This is a genomic window from Candidatus Hydrogenedentota bacterium (genome assembly GCA_012523015.1).
Taxonomy (GTDB): Bacteria; Hydrogenedentota; Hydrogenedentia; order Hydrogenedentales; family CAITNO01; genus JAAYBJ01.
This window is the reverse complement of record JAAYJI010000317.1, coordinates 22,832-49,003: the sequence shown is the minus strand read 5'-3', so window position 1 is coordinate 49,003 and position 26,172 is coordinate 22,832. Positions and strand designations below refer to the sequence as shown.

Sequence of the window (26,172 nt, the reverse complement as noted above, 5' to 3'; positions counted from 1 at the left end):
CCTGTGTAGGGGGGCGTTCCAAGGTCGCTAATTTGTATCTGCGCGAAGTGGACGGGCAAGTGCGCAGACTCACGAATGATCAAGATCATAACTGGTGCCCCACGGTGCTCAATAATGGGCGTATCCTCTATTTGCGTTGGGAATACGCCGATATCGCCCATGCCTTCTATCGGCTCTTGTTTCATTGCGGCCCCGATGGCAGCGCACAAATGGAATATTATGGGAGCAACTCCTTTTGGCCTGCCTCCTTATTTTATGCGCGGCCCATCCCCAATCATCCGACCAAAGTTGTTGCCGTCGCCGGCGGACATCATGACGCGCCGCGCCAAGGGGAATTGCTTATATTGGATCCTGCCTTGGGCCGCCATGAAGCGGAAGGTGTCGTCCGACGTATTCCTGATGATGGTAAAGAAGTGAAACCCGTTATTTTGGACGGGCTGGTTTCAGCGATTTGGCCGCGCTTTCTCCACCCATGGCCCCTGAATGAACACTATTTTCTTGTCTCTTGTAAGCCAAGCATAGACGCTCTTTGGGGGATTTATTTGGTAGATGTTTTCAATAATTTTGTTCTGATTCATGAAGAAGCGGATTGGGCGTTTTTAGAACCTGTGCCGTGGCGGGAAATACCGCGACAACCGGTGGTTCCCGACAAAGTGGATTTCAACGGGACAGAAGCAAGGGTCATGCTCACCGACGTTTATCAGGGGCCGGGACTTGCAGGAGTTCCCCGAGGAACGGTCAAAGCCTTGCGGCTCATAGGCTATACCTATACCTTCCATGAATTGGGCTGTGAACCGGATCGGGTGGGATTGGACGGACCTTGGGATGTGAAACGAATCATCGGAACCGTTCCGGTCGATGAAGACGGCTCTGCCCATTTCACGGTGCCCGCCCACACGCCTATCGCCCTGCAGCCGCTGGATGAAGACGGCAAGGCTGTGGCGTTGATGCGCAGTTGGCTTACTGCCATGCCCGGCGAAACGCTTTCCTGCACAGGATGCCATGAAGCCCAAAATACACTGGGCGATTACGACGGGATCCGTCAGGCTTTTCAACGAGAACCCTCCACCATACGGCCTTGGTACGGCGCGGCGCGGGGCTTTTCTTTTGACCGGGAGGTACAGCCCGTGCTGGATGCCTATTGCATTCGTTGTCACGACGGCAAGGATTTTGAGGATGGCACAGTGAACTTTGATCTCACGGCACGGTCTACTAAAAAGATTCCTTCCGCCTTTCAAATGTATTTTTCGCCTTCTTATATGGCGCTGCGCCCTTGGGTAAATGCGCCCACCCTCGAAAGTGACGCACACATGTTGACCCCTCGTGATTTTCATGCCGATACGAGCACGCTGGTGCAGCTGCTCCGAGATGATCATTATGGTGTTCAATTGAGTGATGAGGCGTGGGATCGGATTATTACGTGGATAGACCTGAACGCGCCCTTCCACGGCACATGGCAGGAAGTTGCGGAAGCCGGTCAAAATGCAACGAAAATAGCAGCTGCAAAACACGGCGCACAGCGGCGTCGTGAACTCCATCACCGTTATGCGGGCATGGATGTGGATGAAGAGGAGATCCCGCCCACGGCCGAGATAGCGGCTCCCGAAGATCTCGCCGATCGGCTGCACTGTGTGCCCCGTGATTTCGCGGAAGATACGGAGCGTGCGCTAAAAGACACGGCAAAAGAAACACTGATAGAACGGGTGAATCTGGCGGAAGGGGTCGATTTGGAACTGGTCTTTGTAGACGCCGGTGAATTTCAAATGGGCGCTGATCGCGGCTATACCAATGAAGGTCCCGCGCTAAGCGTGTCTATCGAAGAACCTTTCCTGATGGGAAAATTCGAGATTACCAATGAACAATACCGTTGCTTTGACCCGGGGCACGACAGCGGCTTGGAGACAGGGGAGGCTTATCAGTTCGGCGACGACGAAAGAGGGCACACACTCAACCGTCCGGAACAGCCGGTGGTCCGTGTATCTTGGGAACAGGCTATGCGCTTTTGCGAATGGCTCACGGCACATACGGGCAGATCGTTCCGTCTACCCACTGAAGAAGAATGGGAATATACCTGTCGTGCCGGCACGACAACGCCCCTCTGGTACGGAACCTTGGACTCCGAATTTTCGACGTCAGCGAACTTCTCCGACGCCACCCACCACACCGTCTATTATCCCCATGTACCCACCGCCATACCGCCTTGGCGCCCCGCAGACACGCGCTTTGATGATACGTGGCGTGTTTCCGCTGCAGTCGGAAGTTTCCGGCCCAACCCCTGGGGCTTCCATGACATGCATGGTAACGTAGCGGAATGGACCGCTTCTTCGTACGGATCAGATCAGGCTAAGGTGGTGCGCGGCGGTTCTTGGCGGGACTGTCCGAAGCGGGGCCGTTCAGCTTTCCGCAATCACTTCGACGCTAGCCAATGCGTCCATGATGTAGGGTTCCGCGTTGTGTGTGCGCCATGATTGCTGATGGAGCGATTTTTAAAGGTTCCTATTCATGTAAAGAATTTAAGAAATTGCGAAGACGCGAAAAGCGGGAGCCATGCTGCCCCTTTCTCTTTCGCGGTTCTCCACCGTCGTAGATGGTCGTTCGCTAGGACAGGTCGTATTTCGACCTTGAATCCGTCCAGTGCTAAAATAGGGCATATCGCAACAAGATTATTCGTATTGAAATATTTTTACTTTGGGAATCGCAGACATGAGTATATGGCATCATCGGTATGGGACCTTTATTTTTCTTTCCCTCTTTCTTTTTGCTTTTCTTTGCATGAGCGTTGACGCCGCTGAAAAGGGAATCCATCTTGCAGACCTTGAATCGGAATTGACGGTTCAGCAGGGCTGGGGAAACTTAGGTAAGGACAGAGCAGCCTATCCGACCGATGGACAAGGCATGACGTTATGTATTGGTGAAAAAGAATACGGCCACGGACTCGGTCACCACGCGCCCGGAGAAATCGTGCTGCCTATAGACGGACGCTTTCTTTCTTTCACAGCGGAAGTGGGCGTTCAATGGCAGGGCGGAGGTAAAGGAAGTGTTTCTTTTGAGGTGTGGGTCGATGACAAAAAATGTTTTGAATCGGGATGCATGAGCGACAGTGACGCGGCAAAGCCCGTTGAAGTGGATCTCGTCGATGCGAAGATCTTGCGGCTCGTTGCTTCAGACTGTGGGGATGGTATTGCCAATGATATGGCGAACTGGGCGCATGCGCTGTTGATGGAGGATAGGTTTTTTGTTGAAATTGGCGCAGCGCGTTTTTCTCCAGCAACATCCCAACAACGGATGGAAGGGAGTTATGCCCTTTTGGGGAAGAGCGAGGGCGCGCAACTTGCCTTTTCAAGACCCCTTCATTGCTGCACACTTATGGCCGCTGCTCATGAAGAGGCACGCATTGATGTGCCCTTAGGTAAAAGCGAAGAGCCTATGACTGCCGTTGCCGTCGTGTCCCATGCGGGCGGTGCACCCGCTTCCCTTTCCTTAAGCTTTGCCGGCGGGCTCAGCGAAGAGATCGCTTTAAAAGGAGGCGAAAGTGTCCTGTGTGTTTCCTCGGAAAGTTGGGATAGCGATCGTCTGCTGTCTTTTGTGGTGGACGGAGGGGGTGCAGATGCTGCAGTTCGCCTGACCCAACTCTATCTCGTCAGCGGCGACCGCAAAATAGACATAGATTTTTTTCCCGAGAAAGCGGCGGTGTCCGAACTCACCACACCGACGGATATACTTGCCCATCCTCTGATCCTTCAGGAAATGCTCGAGTGGGATTGGCGCATGCAAGATGGTATCGGTGCCGGCGCGGTCCGCTGCAGCTATCGGGAAGGGGCGGAGAGCTGTTTGGAAAAGGGGAATCGGCTCGCCGCTCAATTAGAGGCGCAGCAGCTGCCCGTATCGGATGATGTGCTTCGTTCTTGGTTTCAATTGAAGGCTGATTTTGAAGCCCTGCGCCTAGAGGAATGGGAAGGCGACAGTGCTCCCTGGCAAGAACTGTGGCGGGAAGTGCATCAGCGGCGGCGTGCGCTGCTTTTCGCGCATCCGTTGGCGGACACGGGGGCGTTGCTCTTTGTGAAACAGGCGCCCGGTATGTTCAGCCACCAGCTGACCCAAGTATATGGCCGTTATGCCCGCCCCGGCGGCGGGCTCTATGTCTTGGATGATCCTCTCCATGATATGGGCGTGCGCCGGTTAGCGGAAGACATGCCCACAGGCAGTTTTATGCAGCCTGAAGTGGACCATGCCGGCGAAAGGATTATCGTTGCTTTTTGTCGGACAGAAGGCGTGCCGCAAGATAGTTTCAACGGTACAGCAGGGCAGTTTTACCATCTCTATGAAATTTCTAATGGGGATGGGTCGTGGCGGCCCTTGACCGAAGGAGCGTACGATGACTTTTCGCCTAAGGAATTGCCGAATGGGCAAATTATTTTTATATCCACGCGCAGGGGAGGATGGCATCGCTGCGGGACACCGGGCTGTGAAGTCTATACGCTGACCCTGATGAATGCCGATGGCGGTGATGTGCGGGTCTTATCTTTTCATGAAACGCAAGAGTGGGATCCCGCTGTGCTCAATGACGGCAGGGTCATCTATACCCGTTGGGATTATGTGGATCGAGACGCCGTTCATTACCAACATTTATGGATCACACGGCCGGACGGCACCGCGCCCGCTGCTTTTTACGGCAACAACACCTTTAATCCCGTCGGCTTGTGGGAGGCTCGGTCTGTTCCCGGGTCGCACCGCGTTATGGCAACTGCTGCGCCCCATCATGGCATGACGGCAGGGTCCATTGTGCTTGTAGATCCCACGGTTGCCATTGACGGTCTTGATGCGCTGGAACGGCTTACGCCCCATGTCCCCTTTCCGGAGAGTGAGTCACTGTTGCTGCCCCACTGGCGCTCTGCCCTTGCCCCGGATCCTCCTGCAGTATTCCCGGAGACCGAACGCTGGCCGGGTCAATGCTTCCGCAGCCCTTGGCCTCTTGCCGAAGATCTGTTTTTAGCCGCTTATAGCTTTGATCCGCTCATTGGCGAACCCAAGCATAATGACGCCAATATTTTTGGTCTTTACCTCGTTGATGCCTATGGAAATCAAGAGTTGTTGTATCGCGATTTGAATATTGCAAGCCTATGGCCCATGCCGCTCAAGGCACGGGAAAAAGCGCCTGTGCTGCCCTCTTTGCTTGAAGACGACGCTCCTCAAGAAGGCAGCTATTATGTGCAGAATGTCTATGAAAGTGATCCTGCGCTGCCCGAGGATACGCCCGTAACCCACTTGCGCATTGTGCAGGTCTTGCCCAAATCCACCTCCGGCGCGAACAATCCAACCGTTGGTGCCGCCAACGCCTCGCCGGGGAAACAGGTGCTCGGCACCGTTCCTGTGGAAGAAGATGGCTCTGCCTACTTCATCGCGCCTTCCGGCAAGGCGCTTTCCTTCCAAGCTTTGGATGCATCCGGTCAGGCGGTGCAGGTCATGCGCAGTGTTTCGTATTTGCAGCCCGGCGAAAGATTGTCTTGTGTGGGATGCCACGAAAACCGAATGGACGCGCCGTCAAAGTCGGAAATCAGAACGCTTGCTCAGCGTCGTGCGCCTTCCCGTATCAGTGAGGCTCCCGATGGAGCCCTGCCGCTGAGTTATCCCATATTGGTGCAGCCTGTTTTGGATAAGCATTGCGTCCACTGTCATGGTGAAAAAGACGCACAAGGACCCGATGGAAAAGCTATCCATCTCACGGGCCGGCCCGAGGGGCGCTATACCCAATCCTACAATGCTCTCATCTCGCGCGTCTCTTATGCCGCATGGGGGCACGGCGGTCCTTTTCCCGACGGCAATTGCGAGCCCCTCGCGGAGCCGGGTTTCTTCGGTGCCAAGGGAAGTGCCCTGACCAAACTTCTTGAAAAAGGGCATCACAACGTAGAATTGGACGATGACGATTGGGAACGGTTGGTCACGTGGATGGACGCCAACGCACTGTTCTATGGTTCCTTCGAATTCGACGATCAGGAGCGGCAACAGCGCGGGGAACGCATCAGCGCCCCCGGATTAGAGTAATGCTGCCGGCGTGCCGATAGCCGATCTTTTGGCGGACAGCTGTCCATGCCGGATTGAAGTGTCTGGGCACACCGGAACAAAGCCTGTACCTCGACTGTTTCTTTAGGTGTAAAGAGGCGCGCAAACAAGCTTCTAGCTGATCCTTGTTTGGGATCGCGTCAACGGTGTCTTTTAAACGGAATGATCGCGGCGGTGTCCCATGGCTGTTTCCAACAACATATGGCTGATTTATAATGAAGCCTGTCCTTTCTGCCGCGCCTCTTTAGTATGGATTCTACAACGCGCCAAAGAGGATTGTTTTTCACCCTTACCTGTGCAGACGGCACGGGAGCAGCTGGCCTTAACAGAAGAACAATTTCAATTCTGTGAACGGGCTGTGTGTGTGTTCTATCCTGACCGACTATTTTTCCATGGCGTGGACGCCCTCGCGCGGATTTTACGGAAGCTGCGGGGCTGGACGTGGTTGGGGCTGTTGTTGACCCTTCCCGGTATACATGGTGCAGGGCGTATCGTCTATGGGCTCATTGCGAGACATCGCTATGTTGTCTCCCGCCTTTTAGGAATCCAAGCGGAAGATCGCTGCGACACGGGGCATTGCGGACGCTAAAGTCGGCACCTTTGGGTCCTATAATTTCCTATTGATACAGACTGTCTATTGGTGTATTCTATAGCAATAGTAGGTGTATTTTGCGGGAAGAACAGCGGCTTTGTTTCTTCCTGCTTTTTGTTTTTAAGCTTCTGTTGAGATATCGGGATAAGCATATTCGTTTTAAAATAGATGTGCTTAGGATGCGCCGGTGCTCAATACAAATACTTGTCAAAGGTTAACACGGTATGGAAATGGAAAAGAATGGTTATAAAACGCTTCCCCGCTCTCACAGTTGTTTTGTCTGTGGTATCGATAATAGCGCTGGGCTAAAAGCCCGGTTTTATGTCAAAGAAGATAGGGTGTGTATGCCCTTGGAAGTGCAACCTCATCATTGCGGTTATCCTGAGGTGGTCCATGGCGGTGTCGTCGCCGCTGCCTTGGATGAGTGTATGGCGTGGGCAGCTAACCGTGTGTTGGGATTGATGTGTGTTACCGGTCGTCTCAGCATTCGTTATATGCACCAGACGCCGCCGAACGCAGGGCTTGAGGTACAGGCGAAAGTGAAGAAATCAAATCGTTTGCTCGCCTATACGGAAGCCGTATTGGTTGATGGAGCCGGGAAAATTTACGCCAAGGCGGAGGCATCTTTTATGCCCCTGTCCGCGGAACAAACGCTCTATGTGGATGACAACATGATCTATACGGGCGATGAAGAACGGGTCTTCGACCACTTACGCGAAAATAAGGCTTCCTCCCAAAGCACTGCAGATTGAAGGCATGGACAGGGCCGCAGCTAAGGACGTTTTCTTGCGCCCCGCTTTTTACGAAGGTAAGATGCTTTCCGGTGTGTGAAATACCCGTACTCGATCCACCTCAAAGGCGGAAGGGAAGGGGGTTGTTTCATCGGGGTATCCATCCATGACGCCTATGGCCAAGGTGAGAATGAGATGCATATCCACTGTTGGAATATGACGCCCTCGGATGAATCTCGTCCATAGGGATTGTTCCACCCGCTTTCCGTCTAAATACCATTCCAAACGATTGGGTTCCCAGAGCAGCCCGAAGGTATGCCATCCCTCTGCAAAAGAAGGGGTGTTACACACGATATGTTTGGGCCATTGCCGTGTTCCCACGAGAGGATCTCTGTTTTTCCAATGGAGCGTCATCTGTGCGTCAGCGGGATTACTTCCGAGAATTTCGAAGACATCGATTTCAGAGTCCTCTTCGCCATAGAGCCAAAATGCCGCGTTAAAAGATTTGCCCCGCGGCACCTTAAAGCGACATTCGAAATAGCCATAGCGGAAAGCCTGACGGCTGTAAAACATTCCGGATGTGTATGGGAAATCGGCGTAATAGGGCGTAAAATTACCTGCCTCGTCCCAGTCAAAACAAAAGCCGGTGACCACTTCAGAGCGGGCGATTAACTGCAAGATGCCTTCGTTAATTTCAATATTTCCGGTCTTCGTATAGTAGAGGGGCGGCCAGCAGCGCCCCCACGGAAATCCTGTGTCCCACCGTGTTTCATCCACCTGCTGTCCGTCAAAAGATTCATCCATCCAAAGGCTCCACCCCGGCTCTGTTTCCGGGTCAATCGTTTTCGGAGCTTTTTCTAAATGACAAGCGAAACAAGAAAAGATCATTGTAAGAGCGGCGGCAGACAAGACCGCTCTCCATGCGGCGTGTAAAAGGAAGGCAATAGACTGTTTTTTTGGGCAGATTTGCATGCTTCTTTACCTTCGATTTGTTTCAGGCCTGATCGGAATTATTCGAGCAAAGTCATATCAGGCATTTGATCTTTATAGAATTCCCAGTCGATCAAATGGTCGTAACGCTTAAGCTGCATGTTGACAATGGTTTTCCATCTTTCTTTGGTAAAGAGGGGCGCTTGGGTTAACAGGTACAGTTTGTCGTAAAACGCCGCTAACTGCGGATCTTTCAAAAGATTTTTGCCGGTGAAGCGCGTCTCCAAATAGCCGTCAGGAATATGACGTTCCATGTGGCCGATACGCAGTTCTTGCGTCTTTATGGCGGGCAATCGCGATAACAGCGGATCGCTCAGTGCGAGGGGATCAATAAGAATGGTTTTGGGCCCGCTAAAGTACCCCTGAAAACCGATCATGGGATACATTCGAATTAGGGGGACATCCAGCATGGCGTATTGGATAATGCTCATACCCCAATTCTCGCGCGGCATGATTTTTTCCGGACGCCAATGGAGAAGTCCCGTGCAATTATAATAATATTGGCGTTCATTACAGATGCCATAGCGGCTGATCGGACTTTCCCATTTACTGCCAAAGGCAGCGTCGGAGAAGAGGGGGACGTGGGGCATATAAGAACTAATCAATATAATGCCGCATACAACAGGAACCCATGTGTAGCTGCGAAAGCGTTTCGCCATCCGCATAAGAATTAACACAGCCAAAAAACAGGGAGCCGCAAAAAAACGATTTCCCATGAAGTCGCCGCCGATGCGCACAATATAGATCAAATACAAAATAATTCCGATGGAAAGGATGGCGTATTTTTCTTTTCGTAGGATGAAAGGAGTGACAGCGCCTAAAACAATCACGATCAAAGTGCCCGGGTCTTTGCTCCAGCAATGCATGTAATAGCGAATTGATTGCTGCATCAATAATTTGTGGTCGACGCCGGAGCCAAGTTTGGCATAGGCCGTATTCGGGAATGGAAATCCATAATAAATGAGGGAGAAAAGGATCCATAACACGACGGGCATACCGGCGAGGATGAGGAGTGCCGTTGATTTTTTATCGCGCAAACTCAGCCACATCCACAACACAGCAGGCGCTGCTAATAGGGAAAGATCCATGCGCGTCAGTACAATGAGCGAGGCGACGAGCGTCGAAAAGAACAATAGTGCCGGTGTCCATTGTATACGCAAATAGAGAATCATAAAGACTGCAAGAAGTAAATGGGCAAGCGGATTTTCAAGACCTGAGGAAGAAAAATCGGTGAAGGCTCGGGAAAACATCAGTATCAATAAGCCGGCGATGGCAATGCCTGAGCGCGGTGCTACCCACCACGCTGCCATACAAAGAGCAATGAGGGAAGTAACCATGCTGAGCACGATCAAGGTGAGATAGAGATCTTGAGAGAAATAATAGACAGCGGAAACAAGAAACATCCACAACGGGTGGGTGTATGCTTGGACCCGTTCGCCAATATTCCATGTGAGACCAAGACCATTGGTGAAGTTGTGGACAGTACGCATGGAGATGCACGCGTCATCACAGACCCAAGCCGTTCGGTAGAGGACGACAAAGAATAGGAGCACGACCCAAGGCAGAAGTTTTTCTGATACGTGCAATGGCGTACGGCGTCTTAATGCGTAGCTTATCCAAATGCCTGCGCCCAAAAGGAGCCAGGGCAAGAAACCGAAGCGCGCATGGGTATAACGTCGTGCGTAGTGTGCTGCCGACCGATTCGTATTGCTGAAGACAATCTGATCAACAAGAATGAATCCCCGTTTGCCCGTGGCGAGATCTTTGATTTCGATTTGTGCTTCCCGACCCAGCCATTGCGATACTTGCCACGATTCAGGCAACAAAATATTGCTGCTCTTCGGCGTCTTGCTCAGAACTGCCTCGCCGTCGACGAGCAGGCTTATGACGGTTTCATGAGGATGAAATCCGCCGCCCAGAAGAAACTGAATATAATTGTGGCTGATCACAAAGCTGTTGGACAGGGCGATGCCCGTTGATTGCACGTTGCCATCCAGCGTATTGATCAGTCGTTCCCCTGTGTAGCCTTGCAGAGGCCGCTGTCCGGGGAGCGTGCCGATAACGGGGCTGTTGCCGAAACAGTCGCCTTCAATCTTCCAGTTCTCGTAGCTGCCCGATTCAAAATCATCAAAGAGGAGATCTTCCTCCTCTCTGAGAAAGGGGGAGTCTTCGCGTACATAGAGGAAGAGCGGACTGCCATCGCTCATTTCAAATTCTTTTAAACGATAGTCTTTTTTGAAGGCGGGATCTCTGAAAATTTCTTGATCGCCGATAAATTCAATAGAGGGGCGTTCACTGCCGCTGGAAGACGAAAATTGAATGAGATCTGGCTTGAGGCTTAATACGTATGCGCCATCTCCTTTTTCATGTCCGGCATAGCCCTGACCCATGGTTCCGATGGTTTTACGCGCAATATGAGCATCGTTTAAGCCCAGCATGTCCACGGTCTTTAATCGCGAATAATAGGGAATGGTTCCTGCAGTATTCGTGGCGAGGGTGATGCCTTCGGGCGCGTGGTCGCGCAGCCATTGCCCCACAAGCGTCCCCTTGGTATGCACATAATCGCCCTGCTTAACATGGTTATAGCATTCAGGATGACTAAAGGCTTGATAGAGATTGGTCATTAAAAGAAAGGCAAGGAGGCATACCGTAACGGGACGATAAGGAATGATTCTTCGAATGCCAAGGGCGGCAAGCAGACACAAGGGCGCGGCGAGGGGCGCAAAAAAACGGAAAGCGGGAAGACCGTCACCGCCTACACGGATGATATAGACCGTATATAAAAGCAGCAGCAGCGGGAGCAGATAATAGCGCGCCAGCCGGCGCAGCCATACCCACGGCACTAAGACAGCGGCCATAGCGGCCATGATCAAAAACCGTGCCGGCTTGTACATGCGCCAAAAATATTGCCAGCCCCGGCGAGTCTGCGCTTCAGACACGCCTACCTTCGCGTAAAAAGTATTGGGAAGAAGGGCGCCATAGTAAGACCAGCGCCAAAAGAACCAAGGCAGAAAGAACAGCAAGAAGGCGAGGCACACAAAAAAGACCTGCCAGCGTTTTTTTAAGAGACTCTCTAAAGTCTGATCAGCGAGCACTAAGGCGGCTACCAAGAAACCTTCGGGCCGCGTCATTGCCGTAAGGGCAAGGATCATGCCCAAAAGCAATAATCGTTTTCGAGAAGGCCGCTCTCCGAGGGTGGAAAAGTGAAGCAACAAAGACAAGCTCAGCAAGAGCCCGAAGAGCGTCGTTTCCATACCGCTTAAAGGCCAAGGCAGAAATAGGCAGCAGGTGGCGAGTAAGAGCGCCGCTATAACAGACACGCTGCGATCCAATCCGCGGATGAGACGATGCGAATAATAGAGCAGTAACAAGGTTAATAGCCCGGCAGCGCCTCCCAGCAGCCGAGCCAGTGACACAGGATCGCCGCACAGGCGGGCTCCCAATGCGAGCAATGCCAACCACATGAAATTGGTGTATCCTTCCACCGGGGCGGCGCCGGGATTATAGACGGGGCCAAATCCGGCGGCCCAATTCGCCGCATAGCGAAAAGAGATAAAGGCATCGTCTACCATCCAATGTGAAACTACTGCGCCGCTGTAACAGATAAAGAACAAAGCCGCCGCGATAAAGGCGGTCACGGCAATTGGACTGCTTCTTTTAGGGTGTCTTTCCGTCGTTAATTGTTGAAACATTGCGTCTCGTTAGGCTCCTCCTCCTTACGAGTTTGTTGTTCAATACGTTCACGCAAATTATTACAAATCTCTTCTAAAGATACCAAGCCTTGCGCCCGTTCATGGGCTTGTTCATAATAATCCAAGGCTAGGGGATAGTTATAATTCATTTCGCAGGCGCTGCCCATATTAAAATAATCATTCCATCGGATGAGCATGGTATCTGTGGGACTGCGCAACGCGAAAGCCAACAAGACCCACAGAAGGGGAACAGCCAAACCGGGCGCGATAAAGGAGCGCGCCGACTTGGTGCGTATGCCCTTCCAAAGCCCTTCGAGGCTCAGGGCGAAAGCGTATCCTGCAAAGATGAGTAGGATGGCGAATGCGGGCATGCGTAAACGTCCCGGCACAAACACAAGAATCACGCTGGCGGCATAAAGAAGTAAATAGGCGGCAAGGATGAATCTTCCATCCTCTATTCGCGCATAGGCTTTTTTGAAAAAAGCCAGGATCAATCCGATTATGCCGAGAGGCGCAATAAAGGCCCAGCGGAAGGGGGAATGATAAAAGATGGAAAAGGGACGTCGTAAATAAAAGTTCACGTCGCAGGGCAGTTCACCGCTTTGGAAAAATAGAAGCGTTTTCAACGCCAGCTTTCGCGGCAGCAGCAAGGGATCTTTCTTCCACGCGTCGAGGAGATAGCCGCGCCAGTTAATATCAATGTCTTCCTTTTCCTCTGCCTCACGAATCTCTTTCATCGACGGCGGCGTAAAAAATACGCCGATGGCATCGGGTGCATTGCCTATATAGAGGTTGTAAGCTCCGCTGTAGGTGACCAGGAAAAAACGTTTGCCCACGAGGGCTGTTGTTAGCGTAACGGGAGCGATAACTGCCGCGGTCATGATCAGGAAAAGCAAGGCGGAGAAGATGCGTCGTTTCCAATTGCCTTGATCCAAGGCGATAATCCAAAGGAAGATAAAAGGGACTAGGAGCAGCGTGTTGGGCCGACCCACACAGCTGATGCCGAGGATAAGGCCCGCGAAGAGCCACCACTTGAATCGCTTTTGCTTCGCTGCCTCCACTAAAATACACAAGGTGGATAGGTGTACGAAAAGCATAAGCGTTTCCACGAGCAACTCCCCTTCGTAAAAGAGGGACAAGGGAGACAGGGCTGCGGCACTACCTGCAAACCAGCCTGCTTTTTTACCAAAAATGCGGCGTGCAAGATAAAAGATTAGTACGACCGTTATGGAGCCGACAAGGCGTTGTGCCCATGCGGCGGGGTCATGTTTATGGCCGAAGCGCAAATAGATGAGGCTGAGAAAGTAGGGATATAAGGGGCCGTGAAAAAAAGGGATGCGATCCCATCCCAGCCAAAATTGCTGAGCGATTTCATTTGCCCATCGGTCGTAAGTGTAGTTATCGCCGCCTTGTAATAAGAATCCGTACATGGGATCTGATTGGCTGATCAGCGTCTGGTGCAGTATACGAACCGTCAACGCAAAGAAAAACAGCGCCCAATACGGCAGCGCCTTTGAGCCGAAGCATTGAGCGATTTTAGATTCTTTTGTCTCGTGTTGCGTGTTTGATAAGGGGCACATGATCTTGATTATACCCAAATCGAATACAAAAATTTAACGACCGTAAATGACGGATAGACCGGCCATTCTTCGGAGCCGCTCATAGAGAGCATAACTTATTTCTTTCGGCGGCGAACAAAAAGACGTTCCGATTTGTTCTTATAAAGTACAGGTGTAGATACCATCCTTGGTTGAGGGGTCTTTTTATCTTCATTTTAACTATTGACCCTTGATCCCGGAGACCGGCAACGCACAGTGATTTGAATGTCACAGAGGCTGGTCGTATACTTTACAGACGATGTACACTGTTGAAGTGTTCTTTCCTCGCAATTCTAAATAATCAGATCTTATAGGAGATTCATTGATGGGCAGCACGATTATGAAAGATGGTTTTGAACGCGCTCCGCACCGTTCTTTGTTATATGCAACCGGACAGGTAAAGGCTAAAGAAGATTTTAAGAAACCCTTTATCGCTATTTGTAACAGTTTCACTGAAATTGTTCCCGGTCATGTTCACTTGGCAGAATTTGGCAGAATCGCCAAGGCGGCGATTGAAGAGGCGGGCGGCATCGCTTTTGAATTCAATACCATCGGTATTTGCGACGGCATCGCCATGGGCCACAGCGGCATGAAATATAGCTTGCCGTCGCGAGAGCTAATCGCGGACAGTGTTGAATCCATGATCAAAGCCCATCAGTTTGACGCCATGTTGTGCATCCCCAATTGTGACAAAATCACGCCCGGCATGCTCATGGGCGCCATGCGCTGCAATATCCCCACGGTCTTCGTTTCAGGCGGACCCATGCGTGCGGGGAAACTCGACGATGGAAACGCCGCCGACCTGATCACCGTCTTTGAAGGGGTGGGCAAGCACAAACACGGTCAAATGACTGATGCCGAACTGGAAGAATTGGAATGCAAAGCCTGTCCAGGATGCGGGTCTTGTTCCGGTATGTTCACTGCAAACTCCATGAATTGCCTCTGTGAGGCGTTGGGAATCGCCTTGCCCGGTAACGGCACCATTCTTGCCGACAGTGACGAACGCCGTGATCTCGTACGCCGTGCTGCCAAACAGCTGCTGGAGGTTCTCAAGGCTGATTTGCGGCCCAGAGACGTGGTCACTCCTGAATCCATCGATAACGCTTTTGCCTTGGACATGGCCATGGGCGGTTCCACGAATACCGTTTTGCATACCCTCGCCATTGCCCAGGAAGCGGGCGTATCCTATCCTTTGGCGCGGCTCAACGAAGTCAGCGCGCGGGTTCCCAACGTCTGTAAGGTGTCCCCTTCCTATAAATGGCATATTGAGGATGTCGGACGTGCGGGAGGCATCATGGCGATTTTGGGTGAGCTGATGCAGCGTGACGGCATCATCCATCCTAATTGTAAAACCGTAACCCTAAAGACCATTGCGGAAAATGTAGGCGACATCCGTTCCACCGATTTAGAAGTGATTAAGACCATTAATGAGCCTTACAGCCCCACAGGCGGCCTTGCTGTACTTTACGGTAATCTTGCGCCGGAAGGCGCTGTGGTCAAGGAAGCCGGCGTGGATCCTGCTATTTTAAAACACACCGGTCCCGCAGTAATCTTCGAGAACGAAGAAGACGCCATGCATGCCGTTTTGGAAGGCGGCGTTAAGGCGGGCGATGTGATTATCATTCGCTTTGAAGGTCCCCAAGGCGGACCGGGGATGCGCGAAATGCTCGCGCCAACCTCGGCGGTTATGGGCGCCGGACTCGGTACGAGCGTGAGCTTGATCACGGACGGGCGTTTTTCCGGCGGAACACGGGGCGCATGCATCGGTCATGTCAGTCCGGAAGCGAGCGCCGGCGGACCTATCGGCCTTTTGAAAAATGGAGATACCATTGAGATCGATATTCCGGCGCGTACGCTGAATGTGAAACTGAGCGATGACGAATTGGCGGCTCGCGAAAAGGATCGCCCTGCCGCGCCGGATCGCCAATTGAGTGGATGGCTCAAGCGATACCAACAGTTTGTAACGAGCGCGAATACAGGCGCTGTATTAAAATAACCTATCAACAATTCCATCTGTGTCCTTAGGTGAACGTCGAGAGATCGGATGTTTCGCAGGCGCCGGTTTTGTTGTCATAGACACGCGTTCTCCTGTGCACGTCGAGCGCTGCACAGGGGATGCGGTCTTTTATCAAGATGAGTACAATCATCAACACAGAAGCTAATGTGTGTGGCGAGGAGCCCAAAGAAGCATCAATCGGAATGGACGCGGCCGAACCGCGATAATCTAGTGCCAGCAAAAAAACAACACCATATACAATTGAAAGAGCGGCGATTGGCAGGAACACCGATCAGCGACGGCATTGTCTGCCGTCCGGTTCGAGTAATTGTCCGAGATAATGAGAGCTATACGCCGCGGTACACGGTGAAAAAAAGCGAGATGCCTCAGGAATTGGCACGCTTGCGCAAACATCTGGATTTAGCCGCTGAAGCCTTGGATGAAGTCATTGATCTCGCGCAAAAGCGGGTGGGACCTGTTCACGCGACCATTTTCCAAGCGCAAAAGATGATCATCCTTGATGAGATGCTTTACGACGAAACCTCCAAAATCATACACACGAAAGCGATCAATGCGGAAGCGGCATGTGTGGAGGTGCTCGATTCTTTCGAAGCGCGATTCCTCGCCATGGAAGATACCTATCTCAAGGATCGGGCTTCAGATATTGGCGAGGTGCGCCGCCGTATTTTGACGATGTTCTTTAAAAGCCGTGGGGAAAAGACCGAAGCGGCCATGCAAGAAAAAGATGGGGATCAAGAGCCCACCATTGTTGTGATTGAAGAGCTCCTTCCCGGCGAGACCCTATCTTTAAATCTTTCGAGTACGGCGGGATTCGTTACGGAACATGGCGGTCCCAATTCACATGTTGCCATTCTCGCGCGCAGCTTGGGTATTCCTGCCGTCTGTGGCGTGCAAAATCTTTTGCACCATATCAAGTCCGGCGATACGGTTCTGATGAATGGTGCCACAGGGGAGATCATTATCAATCCTCAGGCTTCCACCTTGAAACTCTATCCGACCCTGAAAAAGAAGGCCGATGTGCGGTTCAAGACCGTCGCGCCTGTTGACGGATTTAAAGTGTTGGCCAATATCAATTCTGTCGATGAAGCACGATTCGCCGATGAAATGGGAGCGGAGGGTATCGGCTTGTATCGCACCGAATTTGAGTTCATCGTACACGACCGCATCCTTACGGAGGACGAACAGTATGAGCGTTACGCGGCCGTGATCAAAGCAATGAACGGACGGCCTATCTCCTTGCGTCTTGCCGATCTCGGAGGCGATAAGGCGGCGCGCTTCTTAAGTTTGCCCCGTGAGGAAAATCCTGCCTTGGGCTATCGCGGCGCCCGTGTTTTGTTGGGACACCCCGAACTCTTGGCTGTGCAAGCGCGCGCCATTGCACGCGCCTCTGTCCATGGACCGGTTCAGGTGATGTATCCCATGATAATTAGTGAGCAGCAGTTTTTGCGGCTCCGTGCCTTTTTCCTGCAGAGCATCGCCCATCTCGAATGCGGTGAAATTCGGAATGGTGTCATGTGTGAAGTGCCTGCCGCTTGCATATGCGCTGACAGCATTTTAAAAGTTGCTGATTTTGGCAGTATCGGTTCCAATGATCTTATCCAATATCTCTTGGCAGTGGATCGAGACAATAGTCTGGTTGCCGATGATTATGACGCCAAACACCCCGCCTTTTGGCACACCATTTCCCATGTAGTTGCCGCCGCTCAAGCGACGGGAAAAGAGCTTTCCATTTGCGGTGAAGTTGCGGGACAGCCCCGCCACTTAGCCAAGCTTATTGATTGCGGTATACGCAGCGTCAGCGTCAGTCCCCGACGAATCGGCTTAGCCCGTATTATCGCCAAACGCAGCCTGCCCGCCTTAGCGTCGGAACTATAAGTCGCAGCAGAGGTCCCTCCCTTTTGAATCAGCTCACGCCCCCATCTGAGACGGTGATATCATTGCGTCGCGTAGCGATTCCCTTGACATAATGAGATGAAAGTTGTTTTTTTTCGAGCGCTGTAACAAAATTATTTGTCTTTTCGTTTTAACCTATAGATTTGAACAAGATCGATATAAATCATCCTTAGAAGCCGCTTTTGAGTACCGGCACAAAAAAAATACTGGACTTTTTAGACAAATAAAGGTATGATAGAGGGTGCTGGATAAATGACGGTTGCCTGCAGGACTCTTTGGGTATGGTTGACTGCATCCTATGCAAGGAGGAAAATATGGCAATGAACTTAGAGAGACGCAAAGAACTTCGTCATGGTATTCCCATGCGTGTGGAAGTGCGTTTGGACAGCGGCGTTTTGTTGGAAGGCAACACGGAAAACATCAGTTCGACCGGTTTGTTTTTTGAAACCGAGCGATTCCTTCCGTTAGGTCTCCGTGTGCGCGTTTACCTCATTCCCCTTTGTTTGGGTCATCAAGCGGTTATGTGTAGAGGAGAGGTTTCCCGCTTTGATGACTTGGGTTTCGCCATTGCTTTCGACGCTTCACAAACGAAACGGATCGAAACGCTGTTGAAACAAATTGAGTACTCTGTTACGAATGGAACTGTGGCGTAATAGGCTTTGCCCGACATTAATGTACCGGTTTATAGCCGTACAGGTGATGGAAAGACAGGAGTAAAACGCCTGAAATGAAGGAGTGGTACTGACGTGATTAAGGCGGTGTACTGATGGCTGCTTCCATTGCGCTGCAGGTGACCAAGTGGCTTCTCGATCTTGCGTCAAAATTGATCAAGGCAAATGTACGCCTTCATAATATTGACGTTATCGATCCGGACATGGCGGTCATATTCGTCGCCAACCATTTTACACGCCTTGAGACCTTATTACTTCCTTACGTTCTTCATCAGCATATGGGGGTCACCCCTTGGTCTCTGGCTTCAGGGGAACTTTTTCAAGGGCGCATTGGTCAGTATTTGAAAGCGACCGGCTCCCTATCCACCGAAGACCCCGACCGCGATAAGATCATTATTCGGTCGCTCTTGCGCGGTGATCATCCGTGGATCATTTTCCCCGAAGGGGCTATGATCAAAAATAAAGAGGTCATCTCTAAAAATGGCGGTTTGGAAATATTTGATGGTCACCGGTTCCGCCCGCCCCGTACCGGCGCCGCTGCGCTGGCCCTGCGCAGTGCTTTCTATCGTGCGAAATTTCAGTGCCTTGAAGAACGCGGTCAAAAAGAGGATATTGAACGAGCTCTGGCACTCTTCGATCTCAAATCCGTAGACGAAGTGAGCGCTGTTCGAACGGTCATTGTGCCGGTGAACATTACCTATTATCCAATCCGTGCCCGAGACAATATCTTTTTGCGCGCTGCAAGACATCTGAATGCTGATTTAAGCGATCGGAGCCTTGCCGAATTATCGGTTGAAGGCACCGTGCTCGCCGAGGACACCGATATTGATATTACCTTTGGAGAGCCTTTGGATGTGAGCGCCCTTTTGGAAGCCCCTGAATATGCCTCCATGATGGCGTGTGGACTTAATGATCTTGAGGCTTTGGAATCCAATCCACGGGAAAAATTTCAGCTTGCTGCACGCATGATAACCGATCAGTTCATGCGCACGATCTACGGCGGCGTGACCATTAACCTTGATCATCTTTTTGCCGGCATTGTCCATCATCAATTAGAAGGGCGCGTGATCACGGAGCGCAGCTATCGTGAGCGTATTTTCCTAAGCTTCCTTCAAGTGCACCGGCGCGCCCTCCATTTGCATCCTGATTTGGAGCATCAATGTGAAACGCTGCTTTATGATGAGCCGCATCCCGCCTTTCAAAGCTTTTTAGACATGGCGGTAAGTCAGGGTTATTTGGAGTCTTTGGAATGGGGGTATCGAAAGACAAAGAATCGATTCCGGCCGCCGCCGGGATTTCATGTTATGCCTGAAGAGGCGACGCCCGAAGTCATTGTCAACGAATATGAGGCGGCACAAATCCAAGCGAACCTGTTGCGCTATGTTGCGTGGGCGCCTAATTTTGTGGTCAAAGCTTTTTTACGACGCTATTTGTGGAAGCAGGAGCTCCAAAAATTCGAGCAAGATTACGCACGCTTTTATATTCCTCAAGAATGTAAACCGCCGTGGGTGGGCCGCCCCTTTTTGTTATGTCCCTGGCGGATCAAAGGAGGCGTGGTTCTTACCCATGGCTATATGGCAGCACCTTTGGAGGTACGTGCCCTCGCGGATCATCTCTACCGCTGCGGCTTTGCCGTTTTCGGCGTGCGCCTAAGCGGTCACGGTACAGCGCCCGAAGACCTCGCCGGCAAGCAATGGGACGATTGGTACAATTCCGTGAATCGGGGTTATGCAATTCTGAGAACCATTACGTCCAATGTGTCGGTGGCAGGTTTCTCAACGGGCGGATGCCTCGCCCTCATTGCTGCGGCCCGAAAACAAAATGCTTTGGGCGCCGTGGTAGCCATCTGCGCACCCCTTTACGTGCGGAACTATTCCATCCGTCTGGTTCCTTCGATTCTATCTATCAACTCCATCTTAAAGCGTTTGGGGCAAAGTCATTATGCTTGGGACTTTGTGGATAATGATCCTGAGAATAAGCACATCAATTACACCCGAAATCCGCTTACCGGTGTGCAGCAATTGACGGCGGTCATGAATGTAACAGCAGAATCATTGCTGCAGATTGAAATCCCGTCTTTGGTCATTCAGGCATCTAAAGATCCGACCGTGAATCCTTCAAGCGGTCCAGATATTTTCGCGGGCATAGGTACCGCGGAAAAACAATTGACTCTTTTCGAACGTATTCGACATGGAATTATCAACGGTGACGGGAGCATGGAAGTCTTCGAACAGGTTGAAAATTTCCTTATGAAAAATGCACGGCAGGCACATTCTCGCCGCTATTGGCTCATGGGCCGGCGTCTTGGTACCATCATTTCCCAATATCTAAAGCTCGGTGTGCGCTTGCTTTTGGGAAGTGCTCCGCCAAAAACAGAGCCTGAAAATGACTCTGCAGTAAAAAACAGTTGACACTTTGGTGTATTTTGTGTTATTTTCTCTACTAGTAATAGTATGTACTTGTAATGTGTACAGGAGTCCTATTTCCTGATTTAGATAAGGTGAATATAATTATACTCATAGGAAGAGCAATACCGGCTTTCGCTGCGGCGGCCTGATTGGGAAGTGGATTGAAACCTTACCAGCGCGCGAGTCGCGTCATGAGGAACATTTGTCATGCGTAAACATGGCCTTTTTCACGTAATTCTGGTGTTTTTGTTGATTTTGAGCGTTCAAGCCTCCAACGCACATGCTTGGGGACCGCGAGCGATGCGCAGTATCGCCGCCATGTCATTACAAGTTATCAAGGACAGTTTCCCGTCCACCTTCCGTCCGGGCGGAATTGTGGGACCCAACTTTGAACGGGATCTGATGGCAGGAGTCAGCGCAGGCTGGCAGCATCTTGCATCGGAAGTTCCGCTATCTAATGAAGCGGAGGTGATGGATGCCATTGCCACGCAAATCCAATTACTTCGGGAAGTGCAGCACTATGTGCCCACCGCCTATTTTGCCTATCGCATGGGGATGCTTGCTTCCCTGACGGCAAACCTGATGCTGCCTTATGGCTTTGTCTGGACAGATGCGGATAAAGAATTACGGCGTCAGATTATCGCGGACATTGAAGCGAATGTAGACCGTTACGGATTTGAATCCATTCAAGAGAAGCGGATTTTCATACGGGAGATGAAGCCCTATTTCGCGCAGAAAAGAAGTTATATGACGGAAGACATGCGCTTGATCGCCCACGACTATAACCGTACGCATTTGAACTACAACGGCTTTTTGAAACAAGGCGGACGTGCTTATTATTTGCGTGCTGTTGTTGCTGTTGCTGACGTCTGGTACACGGTGTTGCAGATGGACACCAGTGTCAAAGACTTTGTGTTGCCCCAACCGTCTGAGCGTGCTTTGACCATGTACTTTATCAATGAAATGGACTATCTGCTCAACGAAAAAAATAATATGCCTCAAGTTGAAAAAGTTTACCTCAATTTTGAAAAAGTGAATCCCCATCTCACCAGTGCCTACGAACGGCTTGGCGATATCTTTTATGCCAATGATGACGAAACCATTAAGCTGAGAGGTGTGGCAGAATGGAAAAAAGCATATGACTTTGGCGATGTAGATCGGCGTCGTATTGGCGGAAAACTTTCCCGCCATTATATGGAGGAAGGAAAGTTTTATCTCAACCGCTTTGAACTGCCCACTGCTGAAGAAACCGATTTAAACAGCGCCTTGGAAGCCTTTACCAACGCTTTGAATTACGACCGCGCCAACGAAGATGCCGCTTCTTATATTCAAAGCACAAACGTGGCGATTCGAGACCGCAATGCACGCTTGGAAGTGGCGTTGAGTATTATCGCCACAGGTGAACGTGTTCATGAAGAAGCGAACCGATTCCGTGAAGCCAGCGATTTCGCCAACGCCATCAGCACCTATCGTCAAGCAATTGGTTTCTTTGAAGCCATCGATGATGAATTTAAGGCGCAATATGAGAAGGCGAACGAGAACAAACGGCGGCTTACACGTGAGATATCCGACGTGATCAACGAAGTGCTGGATGCCGCCAGCCAAGCCATTGATGAAGGTGATCGCGCCCGCGATTCCAAACAATTCGACGTTGCCATTGGAAGCTATCAGCACGTGCCTAGCATCGTTGCCGTCATTCCTGTGAGCGAATCTCCGAATGTGGCAAAAGATGTAGACGCAGTTATCGCCCTGTCCGAGAAGAAGGTCGAAGAGGCTCAGGTCGAAAAACTTCGTTATGAACAGGCGCTCCAAGCTGCAGCTGAAGCCCAAGGGCAAGGCGGCGCTCCCGGTCAATAAACGTCCATAGGCGATTAACCCCAGTATGGTAAGCCCATGCCTGCGCATAGGCTGTCCGTGACGAATTGTCGTTTGGAGATGCCCATGATTCCATTTCTTCTTAGCGTGTTGGCAGTGGTAACTCCGACGAATTATACCCTTCATTATGAGTGGGATTTCGCCAAGCCGGACGCCTGTGAAGGGTGGCACGCCAATGGACATTTCACTGACGTATCCTGTGACGAAGGCAGTTTGAAAGCCCGAGCCGTAGATTGGGATCCCTTCTTTACCTGTACAAAGCTCGCGATCCCGGCGAAAGCCGCTCAGTGTGTGCTCGTACAAATACGCGCCGATAAAGGGGGGGCAGGGCAATTGTATTGGACCGCAGACACCTCGGGAGTACATGGCGGTTTTGATGCTAAAAAAGTAACGGATTTCACAATACGAGGCGGGGAGCAAGAAGAAGTATATATCTTTCCCTTCTGGCACAAAGAAGAGCAGATCCGCCAATTACGATTGGATCTCTACGAGGGTGCCGCCTTTGAAATCACATCCATTGCTATCTTAGACGCCGAGGAATCGCAGCCCACCCAAGATACGCTCACATGGGAATTCAATAGTACTTCAACGGCGCCCTGCTGGCATGCTTTCAACGATGGGCACACATGGATGGCGCCGCCGCTGCATGTGCCTGTTCAAGATGCCGCGTGGCTTATTCTTGAAGCGGAAAGCACAGCCCATACGACCCTTAACCTGTGTTGGTCCACAACCGCCATGACGGGATGCCGCAAAGAAACGCTGTATATTTCCGATGATAACCGCTCCTCGCTGTATCTTTTAGAGTTACAAGGAAATCCGCAGTGGAGCGGTCATTTAGTGGGGCTTTGTCTTGAAGTGCCGGAGCCGGAAAATATTCATTTACAAGGGATCCGTCTTAGCGCTGAACCGGAAGGGCCTCCGGATTTACGCGTTAGGTATTTTGGATTTGAGAACGCTTTAAATCGTGCTGCGCGCGCGGAAACGCTCATGGCGCGTTTTGTCAATCACGGTGCCGGCTGCGTAATGCCGAGTGCGCTGCAGTTAATACTTCCTGAGCAACTCCGCCTCATAGATGGGCCGAAATACGAGGAAATAAAAGGATTGTCCCATGGAGAATCCTTGGATTTTCGTTGGACGCTGGAAAGCGCTGAGACCGGCTCATTTCCTGTTGCTTTAAAGGAGGGCGGTTCCCCGGCAGCAGAAACGGTACTCAGCTTTGAAACGCCTTTTTTCGGTTCCGCTCCCTATGTTCCTGAGCCGCAGCCCATAAAAACGAGTCGGCGCATTTTAGCGTATTATTTTCCGGGTTGGGATAATGTCGCGAAATGGGACTGTATACGAGACACGGCGCCGCAGCGCAAACCTCTATTAGGCTATTATGATGAAGGAAAGCCTGCCTGTGTAGATTGGCAAATCAAATGGGCGGTAGAGAATGGCATTTCCTGTTTCCTTGTGGATTGGTATTGGTGTGAAGGGAAACAATATCTCCTGCACTGGTTCGATGCCTATCGTAAGGCACGCTACCGAGATCAATTGCAAGTGGCGATCATGTGGGCGAATCATAATCCGCCACACACGCATTCCCGGGAAGACTGGCGTGCCGTTGTACGCGAATGGATCGACAACTATTTCTCACTGCCCGGGTACTATCAGACAGACGGCAAGCCTGCTGTCTACATCTGGGATGCAGTCGCGATTCGCAGCGATCTGGGCGGAAGCGAGGCTGCAGCCGACGCTTTAACGGAAGCACAGGTGATGGCGCAAGAGGCGGGGTATAAGGGGATCTCTTTCGTCTCCTTACAACATTCCATGAATAAAGAAGAGATCGCCGCTCTTAGCCGAGAAGGCTATTACGGGCAAACCAGCTATCATGAGTGGGGTGATGCGGACAAAGTCGCGCTTACACCGGCACAGGGCCGATTTGAGGATGTTGTAGCCACGGCTCCCGGGGCATTGGAAAAAAGACGCGCCATATCCGGGAACTTGTCTTATATTCCTGTGGTTGATACGGGCTGGGATTCGCGGCCTTGGCATGGCTCCAGCGCGCGGGTCTTACAGGGGCGCAGTGTGGAAGGCTTTAAAGCGCTGCTCCAAGAAGCAAAGGCCTATTGTGACACCTACGATCAAGACGAGATTATTCTCGGTCCGTTAAATGAATGGGGCGAAGGCAGCTATATTGAAGCCAATCTCGAATTTGGATTTGGTATGCTGGAAGCTGTTCGTGAAGTATTTTCTCTTGAACAATCAGAAAGTTTCCCACAAAATCTCGGTCCGAGAGATTTGGGTTTAGGCCCCTATGATTTTCCGCTGCGGTCGATGACCTATGTTTGGGATTTTAACACGGGCCAAGACGATTGGGCAGTACTCATGGGGATTCACGCGCTCCGTACAGATTCGGGGATGCTTTGCTTTGAGTCCTCCACAAATGATCCTGCCCTGACGATTTCTTTAAACAAGTTGCAGGCGCAACGCTTCAACAAGTTACATATCCGAATGAACGTTGAGGGATCCGTGCCGGAAAATGCGACGGCACAGGTCTTTTGGACTTTCGGTGACGGCGGCTTTTCCGAAGCACAAAGTATATCCTTCGCCTTATTCCGTGATGAGGAGTTTCACGACTATGTCTTAGACCTAGCCCGTCATCCGCGATGGCACGGCAAGCTGGGTACCTTTCGTTTTGATCCTTGCAACTTTAAGGATGCACGAATAAGGATTGACGAAATCGCTTTCCGGCAAGAAGCATTGGCTGACTGAGTAGCTTCACTCAGGCGAGGGGTGTGGGGGAACCCGATCCATGGCGGCCTCTATGAATCCTTCAGTCTTCTGCCGATTCCAAAATTGCTCGGTCGAAGCGGCCCTGTTCCAGAAAAGAGACGCAGAGGCTTGCCACGATTTTGCTGTTCATAATGAAATTATGGGATTGTTCTACGGCGATCCAATCCGTCATGCCCTCAAGTTTTGTTTGTTCACAGCGGATCACCCCGTCATTAGGTTCATCTAATCTCAAGTCTTGCCCTTGCGTACCGGCAATAATTCCAAAGGCCACGTCGGGTATAGGTAATTGACTATAAAATTCTTCGGAGGCGAGTTGTTGGCCGCTTTCTCCCGTAAACCACTGGTAGATTTTATTTTCCCGTAAGGCGCGGACAAGATCAGCGGGCTGGTTGGGCGGCGCGAGCATGACAATGCGTTTCAATCCTTCGGGTAGTCCTTCGCGAAAGGCGGCGCGAATAATAATATTGCCGAGGGAGTGGGCGATTAAATGGTAGGGCGCGCCGTGGAGTTCTGTTTCCAAGAAACTGCACAACTGAGAAGCAAGTTCGTCAATAGAGTCATTGCGCGCTATATAGGGAAAGGTCACTGTATTAAAGCCTTCTTTGCGCAGGCGCGTATCGAGCACCCATAGAGAAGCGCGGCCGCGACCCATACCCTGAAGCAATACTACAGTCTCTTTTAAAGGTTCCTGCGCCTGTTCTGTGACGGTCTCTCTCCCTTCCGTAACGGTAAGCTGCTCTTCGGCAACCAGAAGAAAGGGGCTGAAGAGCGCAATGAGAAAGGACAGCAGGTAGGCTGAGCTATTTCTACGTTTTGATTTCATAGAGAATATTGTTGCCGATAAAGAATTTGTTACCACATAGCGCGTGT

General features: G+C 51.3%; 14 protein-coding genes. 10 read left to right on the top strand and 4 right to left on the bottom strand.

All coding sequences use genetic code 11. The annotated features are described in order from the left end of the window. The 4 genes from GX117_13995 to GX117_13980 form a co-directional block, all read left to right on the top strand. The coding region (locus tag GX117_13995) for a formylglycine-generating enzyme family protein (protein NLO34442.1) at nucleotides 1-2,468 on the top strand (2,468 nt) is incomplete at its 5' end. Between the two features lie 235 nt (nucleotides 2,469-2,703). Next, nucleotides 2,704-6,042, top strand: a complete 3,339-nt coding sequence (locus tag GX117_13990; GenBank protein ID NLO34441.1) for a hypothetical protein — start codon at nucleotides 2,704-2,706, stop codon at nucleotides 6,040-6,042. Between the two features lie 199 nt (nucleotides 6,043-6,241). Further along, nucleotides 6,242-6,649: a DUF393 domain-containing protein gene (locus tag GX117_13985; GenBank protein ID NLO34440.1), complete on the top strand. Its 408-nt coding sequence runs from the start codon at nucleotides 6,242-6,244 to the stop codon at nucleotides 6,647-6,649. 227 nt (nucleotides 6,650-6,876) lie between these two features. Then, the gene (locus GX117_13980; protein NLO34439.1) at nucleotides 6,877-7,404 is read left to right on the top strand and encodes a PaaI family thioesterase; all 528 of its coding nucleotides are present in this window, start codon (nucleotides 6,877-6,879) and stop codon (nucleotides 7,402-7,404) included. 48 nt (nucleotides 7,405-7,452) lie between these two features. Here GX117_13980 and GX117_13975 read toward each other — a convergent pair whose 3' ends face one another. From GX117_13975 to GX117_13965, 3 genes are read right to left on the bottom strand one after another with little or no spacing between them, the layout of a single operon-like run. Beyond that, nucleotides 7,453-8,355 (bottom strand): glycoside hydrolase family 16 protein, encoded by a 903-nt coding sequence (locus tag GX117_13975; GenBank protein ID NLO34438.1) that lies wholly within the window; start codon nucleotides 8,353-8,355, stop codon nucleotides 7,453-7,455. 38 nt (nucleotides 8,356-8,393) lie between these two features. Further along, on the bottom strand, nucleotides 8,394-12,065 hold the full coding sequence (locus GX117_13970; protein NLO34437.1) for a hypothetical protein: 3,672 nt from the start codon (nucleotides 12,063-12,065) through the stop codon (nucleotides 8,394-8,396). Continuing rightward, on the bottom strand, nucleotides 12,050-13,645 hold the full coding sequence (locus tag GX117_13965) for a glycosyltransferase family 39 protein (protein NLO34436.1): 1,596 nt from the start codon (nucleotides 13,643-13,645) through the stop codon (nucleotides 12,050-12,052). The genes GX117_13970 and GX117_13965 overlap by 16 nt, the downstream gene beginning before the upstream one ends. A 343-nt stretch (nucleotides 13,646-13,988) precedes the next feature. On the opposite strand from GX117_13965, the gene ilvD reads away from it, so the two are divergent. The 6 genes from ilvD to GX117_13935 all read left to right on the top strand — a co-directional run bounded on the left by ilvD (nucleotide 13,989) and on the right by GX117_13935 (nucleotide 25,281). Continuing rightward, nucleotides 13,989-15,659 (top strand): dihydroxy-acid dehydratase, encoded by a 1,671-nt coding sequence (ilvD, locus tag GX117_13960; protein ID NLO34435.1) that lies wholly within the window; start codon nucleotides 13,989-13,991, stop codon nucleotides 15,657-15,659. 171 nt (nucleotides 15,660-15,830) lie between these two features. Beyond that, complete coding sequence (ptsP, locus tag GX117_13955) at nucleotides 15,831-17,555, top strand: phosphoenolpyruvate--protein phosphotransferase (GenBank protein NLO34434.1); 1,725 nt, start codon at nucleotides 15,831-15,833, stop codon at nucleotides 17,553-17,555. A gap of 332 nt (nucleotides 17,556-17,887) precedes the next feature. Beyond that, a complete protein-coding gene (locus tag GX117_13950; protein NLO34433.1) occupies nucleotides 17,888-18,226 on the top strand; it encodes a PilZ domain-containing protein in 339 nt (112 codons plus the stop codon). A 113-nt stretch (nucleotides 18,227-18,339) separates the two neighbouring features. Continuing rightward, a complete protein-coding gene (locus tag GX117_13945) occupies nucleotides 18,340-20,655 on the top strand; it encodes a hypothetical protein (GenBank protein NLO34432.1) in 2,316 nt (771 codons plus the stop codon). Nucleotides 20,656-20,859: 204 nt separating this feature from the next. Continuing rightward, nucleotides 20,860-22,509 (top strand): hypothetical protein, encoded by a 1,650-nt coding sequence (locus tag GX117_13940; protein NLO34431.1) that lies wholly within the window; start codon nucleotides 20,860-20,862, stop codon nucleotides 22,507-22,509. An 84-nt stretch (nucleotides 22,510-22,593) separates the two neighbouring features. After that, nucleotides 22,594-25,281, top strand: a complete 2,688-nt coding sequence (locus tag GX117_13935) for a hypothetical protein (GenBank protein ID NLO34430.1) — start codon at nucleotides 22,594-22,596, stop codon at nucleotides 25,279-25,281. A gap of 61 nt (nucleotides 25,282-25,342) precedes the next feature. Here GX117_13935 and GX117_13930 read toward each other — a convergent pair whose 3' ends face one another. Beyond that, entirely contained in the window at nucleotides 25,343-26,125 is a 783-nt protein-coding gene (locus GX117_13930; protein NLO34429.1) for a hypothetical protein, read from the bottom strand. Nucleotides 26,126-26,172: the final 47 nt, after the last annotated feature.